The organism is Variovorax sp. 01T439_2 (assembly GCF_056398445.1).
In genome coordinates this window covers 1-5,605 of record NZ_JBFTPJ010000332.1, presented here as the reverse complement: position 1 = coordinate 5,605, position 5,605 = coordinate 1, and the positions used below count along the sequence as shown (strand labels likewise).

Here is a 5,605-nt window from a genome sequence, read left to right as displayed (position 1 = left end):
GCCCCTGGGTGTGCATCAGCCCGTGGAATTTTCCGCTCGCGATCTTCGCGGGCCAGGTGGCGGCCGCGCTTGCCACCGGCAACACGGTGCTGGCCAAGCCGGCCGAGCAGACGCCGGCCATCGCGCTCGAAGCCGTGAAGCTGCTGCACGCCGCGGGCGTGCCGGCCGATGCGCTGCAGCTGCTGCACGGGCCCGGCGAAACCGTGGGCGCCGCGCTGGTGGCGGCGCCGGGCGTGGCGGGCGTGGTGTTCACCGGTTCGACCCAGGTGGCGCGCATCATCCACCGCGCGCTTGCCGCCAAGGACGGCCCGATCGTGCCGCTGATCGCCGAGACCGGCGGCATCAACGCGATGCTGGTCGATTCGAGCGCGCTGCCCGAGCAGGTGGTCGACGCCGTGGTGCAGAGCGCATTCCGCTCGGCCGGCCAGCGCTGCTCGGCCTTGCGCCTCCTGGTGCTGCACGAGGGCATCGCCGATGCGGTGATCGAGATGATCCGCGGCGCGGCCGGGGAGCTGGCCGCGGGCGACCCGGCGCTGCTTTCGACCGACGTGGGGCCGGTGATCGACGCCGAGGCGGCCGACAACATCCGGCGCCATCTGAAGCGGCTGGATTCGGAAGCGAAGCGGCTGCTCGCGCCGGCTTCTTCTACTTCTTCAACCGAGGGCAACCTGATCGCGCCGCAGGCCTACGAGGTGCCCTCGATCGACAGCGTGACCAGCGAGATCTTCGGGCCGGTGCTGCAGATCGCGCGCTGGGGCTCGGGCGCGCTGCGCGATCCCGCCGAGGTGATCGATCGCATCAACGCGCTCGGCTACGGCCTCACGCTCGGCATCCAGACCCGCATCGACTCGCGCGCGCAGGCGCTCGCGGCGCGGGCGCACGTGGGCAACATCTACGTGAACCGCAACATCATCGGCGCGGTGGTCGGCGTGCAGCCCTTCGGCGGCGAGGGGCTGAGCGGCACCGGCCCCAAGGCCGGCGGGCCGCACTATCTTTACCGCTTCTGTGCCGAGCAGACGGTCACGGTCAACACCACGGCGGCCGGCGGCAACGCGGCGCTGCTGAGCGCGGTGGCCTGAGGCCGCCGTTCGTCTTCAGCGCAAGGGATTGCCGTCTTCTTCCGCGCGCGCGGAAGAAGACCGGCTGTTGAACTGGTCGATCAGCGCGCCGTAGGCCGGGCTGGTGCGCAGCCGCGCATATTCGGCGGCCGCCTGCCGGTAGGCGGGGCTCGACGGATCGGCGCCCGCTTCGCCGTTCTGCCGCGCGGCCAGGCCCGAGCGGATCCACAGCTGCGTGTCCGCCGCCACGGCCGCGCGGCTGTTGGGCGACACCCGCGGCTCGGGCTGCGGCGAGCCTTCGGCATAGCCTTGCGTCGGCGCGCCCGCGAACCACTGCCGCGCCTCGGCCGAAACGGCGGCGCGCGTGGTGGAGGAGGCGAACGGCACGGGCCGCGGATCGCCCTCCGCATAGTTGCCGGCAAGGCTCGGCGCGGCGGCCAGGCCCAGCAGCGACGAGACGGCGGCCGTGGCCAGGAGGCGGGTGCAAGAGCGGGTCATGGAATCGGTCCTTTCGATCGGTGGTTGGCAGCCCCCACTCTAGAAACCGCAACTCGGGGGCTGATGACCCGGCGATGACCGTTTTGTCATGTCCGGCCAAACCTCTCTTGCATAACCGCCATCGCGGCGCGCATAAGACATGGCGCGGCGGGCGCGAGAGGTCTATCGTTGCGGCCATCCATTCCAACCAAGGGATCTCCCATGAGTGAAAAGCTCTCCTTCGTCAATCCGACCGCCAACAGCCCCTGGGGCACCTACCTTTCGCAGGTCGACCGCGTGGTGCCCTACCTCGGCCCGCTGGCCCGCTGGGTCGAGACGCTCAAGCGCCCCAAGCGCGCGCTGATCGTGGACGTGCCGATCGAGATGGACGACGGCACCATCGCCCACTTCGAGGGCTACCGCGTGCAGCACAACATGAGCCGCGGCCCGGGCAAGGGCGGCGTGCGCTTCCACCCGGACGTCACGCTGGAAGAAGTGATGGCGCTGTCGGCCTGGATGACCATCAAGACCGCGGCCGTCAACCTGCCGTACGGCGGCGCCAAGGGCGGCATCCGCGTCGACCCGAAGAAGCTTTCGCTGCAGGAGCTGGAGAAGGTCACGCGCCGCTACACCAGCGAGATCGGCATCATCATCGGCCCGCACACCGACATTCCCGCGCCTGACGTCAACACCAACGCCCAGATCATGGCGTGGATGATGGACACCTACTCGATGAACGTCGGCGGCACCGCCACCGGCGTGGTCACCGGCAAGCCGCTGCACCTGGGCGGCTCGCTGGGCCGCGTCAAGGCCACCGGCCGCGGCGTGTTCGTCACCGGCCGCGAAGCGGCGCGCCGCCTGGGCCTGGACCTGCGCGGCGCGCGCATCGCGGTGCAGGGCTTCGGCAACGTGGGCTCGGTCGCGGCCGAACTCTTTGCCGAGGCGGGTGCCAAGATCGTCGCGGTGCAGGACCACACCGGCACCATCGTCAACAGCAACGGCCTCGACCTCGCGACGCTGATCCCGGTGGCCAACAAGGAAGGCGTCGTCGCCTTCAAGGGCGGCGACGTGGTGCCCAACGAAGCCTTCTGGGACGTGGCCTGCGACATCCTGATTCCCGCGGCCCTTGAAGGCCAGATCACCGCCGAGCGCGCACAGAAGACCAGCGCCAAGCTGGTGCTCGAAGGCGCCAACGGCCCCACGGTGCCCACGGCCGACGACATCCTGGCCGAGCGCGGCGTGCTGGTGGTGCCCGACGTGATCTGCAACGCCGGCGGCGTGACGGTCTCGTACTTCGAATGGGTGCAGGACTTCTCGTCCTTCTTTTGGGACGAGGACGAGATCAACGTGCGCCTGGACCGCATCATGATGAAGGCGCTCAACCAGATCTGGGACACGGCCGACAGGCACAAGATCACGCTGCGCACGGCGACCTACGCGGTGGCCTGCGAGCGCATCCTGATGGCCCGTCAAGAGCGCGGCCTGTACCCCTGATCCGCTGAAGCCAAGGTTGTACGCTCGGGGGATGAGCATCTCTCCCGAGCAACAACTTCCGTCCATTCCCGAAGACGCCCTCGCGCGCCTGCAGGCCCTGATGGTCGACGGGCGGCGCAAGCTGCTGGGGCTGGTCGGCGCGCCCGGCGCGGGCAAGTCCACGCTTGCGCTGGCGCTGCTGCGGGCCGTGGGCGCCGGGCGCGCGCAGGTCGTGCCGATGGACGGCTTCCACCTGGCCAACGTCGAGCTGCAGCGGCTCGGCCGCGCCGGCCGCAAGGGCGCTCCCGACACCTTCGACAGCGCCGGCTACGTGGCGCTGCTGCAGCGGCTGCGCATGCAGGGGCCGCACGACCCGATCGTCTATGCGCCCGAGTTCCGCCGCGAGATCGAGGAGCCGATCGCCGGCGCCATCGCGGTGCTGCCGCAGACCCAATTGGTCATCACCGAGGGCAACTATCTTCTGCACGACGACGGCCCCTGGGCCGGCGCGGCCGCCATGCTCGACGAGGCCTGGTACGTCGACATCGACGACGCGGTGCGCGAAGAGCGCCTGCTGAAGCGCCACCAGCAGTTCGGCCGCAGCGCCGAGGCCGCGCGCGACTGGGTGGCCGGCACCGATGCACCCAACGCACGCCTGATTGCCGCCACGCGCGGGCGGGCGCACCACGTGCTGCACTGGTCCTGAAAATCCGCGGCGCCGGGGAACACCGGCGCCCGGGCATGCTCGAAGCTTCGCCGGCGGACACGCCGGTTAGGATTCGCCGCTCCATGACCATGCCTCCCCTTTCCGCTTCTGCCTTTTCTATCCTTCGCACGCCCGTTCTGGTTCTCGGCCTCGCGTCCCTGCTGGTGCTCGCCGGCTGCGGCAGCAGCGGCGGCACGCGCCGCGTGTCGTACGAGACCGAGGAGTTCGACTCCACCACCACCCACACGCGCACCTACGCCGCCACCGAAGCCCAGACCTGCGAAGCCGCGCGCCGCGCGCTGCTGAGCCAGGGCTACATGATCAGCGCGGCCAACGCCGACCTGGTGACCGGGCGCAAGAGCTTCCAGCCGGCGTCCGAGGTGCATGTGGAGGTCGAGTTCCGCGTGGTGTGCGCGCGCGAGGGCGGCAAGGCCGGCAAGCGCAGCACCGTGGCCTTCGCGACCGCGCTGCAGGACCGCTACGGCATCAAGAAGGTCAACAACTCGGCCAGCGTGGGCGTGGGCGCCTTCGGCTCGCTCTCGCTGCCCTTTGCCGGCAGCGACGACGCGATGGTCAAGGTGGCCAGCGAAACGCTCACCGACGAGCTGTTCTACGACCGCTTCTTCGCGCTGCTCGACCGTTTTCTCGAAGGCCAGGGCGGCGAAGAGCCCGACGTGCCGAGCGTGGCGCCCGAGGCGCCGCGGCCCGCCGCGCCGCTGAACCCTGCGGCGCCGGCCACCACCTTTCCCGTGAAGCCGGTGCCGAATCCGGGCTGAGCGTCCCGCGGCCGCCGCGCCAGATAACAAGATGCGTCTTACAATCTGGCATGGCTTCCAATCTCGACTCCGCCGACGCGCTGCAGTGCGCCGCGCGCCTGCGCACCGCGGTGTCGCAGTTCTCGCGCCAGCTGCGCAGCGGCCCGGCCGCGCCCGACGGCCCGAGCGTGGCCAAGCTCAGCGTGCTGGGCCAGCTGCACCGGCACGGGCCGTGCACGCCCACCGCGCTCGCGGCGCATGAACGCGTCAAGCTCCAGTCGCTGACCCGGCTGCTGGCCGAACTGGAAGCCGAGGGCTGGATCGGCCGCGCGCCGCATGCCACCGACGGGCGCCAGTGGCTGCTGTCGCTCACGCCCGAGGGCCTGCGCCGGCTCAAGGCGCTGATGCGCTCGCGCGAGGCCGCCCTGGCCCGCGCCATCGGCGCCACGCTGGGCGCCGAACAGCGCGCGCTGCTGCTGCAGGCCTGCGGGCTGATTGACCGCATTGCCGGTGCGCTCGAAGAGGGCGGCGAGCCCTCGACGGGCGCGGCGCGGCCGCGATGACGCCGATGGCACCGGCCCTGCAGCGCATTGGCGGCTTCTGGCGCGAGGGCCGCTGGCGCGCGGGCGCGCAGCTGGCGGCCGCAGTGGCGCTGGCATGGCTGGTGGCCGTGGCGATGCGGCTGCCCGAAAGCTTCTGGGCCGTGATGAGCGTGCTGATCGTCATGCGGCCGAGCGCCGGCGGCACGCTCGGCGCGGGCTGGGAACGCCTGCGCGGCACGGCCGCCGGCGCGCTCTGCGGACTCGCGGGGGTCTACCTGCAGCACCTCGGCGCGCCGGTGCTCGCGACCACGCTGGCCACCGTGATGCTGCTGGCCTTTGCCGGCGCCGCGCTGCCGGGTTTTCGCAGCGCGCCGGTGGCCGCGCTGCTCATTCTTTCGGCCGGCGCCATCCCCGGCCACTCGGCGCTCGACGTGGCGCTGCTGCGCATGCTGCAGATCGGCATCGGGGTGGGCGTGGCGCTGGCGGTGGCGCTCGTCGCGTCGGAGTACCGCGCGGGTCCGCGCTTCGATGCGGGTTGTGCCGCGTTGCTGCGCGGCATGGCGAAGCGCCTGGCCACGCTGGCCGCACTCGGCC

At 71.4% G+C, this 5,605-nt stretch carries 7 protein-coding genes; 6 read left to right on the top strand and 1 reads right to left on the bottom strand.

Annotated features, from left to right (window positions below; genetic code table 11):
- A partial coding sequence (locus AC1DOC_RS16745; RefSeq protein WP_478130113.1) for an aldehyde dehydrogenase family protein occupies nt 1-1,079 on the top strand: 1,079 nt, incomplete at its 5' end.
- A 15-nt stretch (nt 1,080-1,094) separates the two neighbouring features.
- Here the strand turns inward: AC1DOC_RS16745 and AC1DOC_RS16740 are convergent.
- Nucleotides 1,095-1,556, bottom strand: coding sequence for a hypothetical protein (locus AC1DOC_RS16740; RefSeq protein WP_015867570.1), 462 nt, complete (start codon nt 1,554-1,556; stop codon nt 1,095-1,097).
- A 201-nt stretch (nt 1,557-1,757) separates the two neighbouring features.
- Between AC1DOC_RS16740 and AC1DOC_RS16735 the strand changes: the two genes are divergently transcribed.
- The 5 genes from AC1DOC_RS16735 to AC1DOC_RS16715 form a co-directional block, all read left to right on the top strand.
- Nucleotides 1,758-3,029 (top strand): Glu/Leu/Phe/Val family dehydrogenase, encoded by a 1,272-nt coding sequence (locus tag AC1DOC_RS16735; protein ID WP_015867569.1) that lies wholly within the window; start codon nt 1,758-1,760, stop codon nt 3,027-3,029.
- 31 nt (nt 3,030-3,060) lie between these two features.
- Complete coding sequence (locus tag AC1DOC_RS16730; protein WP_015867568.1) at nt 3,061-3,714, top strand: nucleoside/nucleotide kinase family protein; 654 nt, start codon at nt 3,061-3,063, stop codon at nt 3,712-3,714.
- 83 nt (nt 3,715-3,797) lie between these two features.
- Entirely contained in the window at nt 3,798-4,490 is a 693-nt protein-coding gene (locus AC1DOC_RS16725; protein ID WP_015867567.1) for a DUF2242 domain-containing protein, read from the top strand.
- A gap of 50 nt (nt 4,491-4,540) precedes the next feature.
- Nucleotides 4,541-5,032: a MarR family transcriptional regulator gene (locus tag AC1DOC_RS16720; RefSeq protein WP_015867566.1), complete on the top strand. Its 492-nt coding sequence runs from the start codon at nt 4,541-4,543 to the stop codon at nt 5,030-5,032.
- Nucleotides 5,029-5,605: FUSC family protein (locus AC1DOC_RS16715; protein ID WP_478130112.1), on the top strand; the 577-nt coding region annotated here is incomplete at its 3' end. The genes AC1DOC_RS16720 and AC1DOC_RS16715, both read left to right, overlap by 4 nt.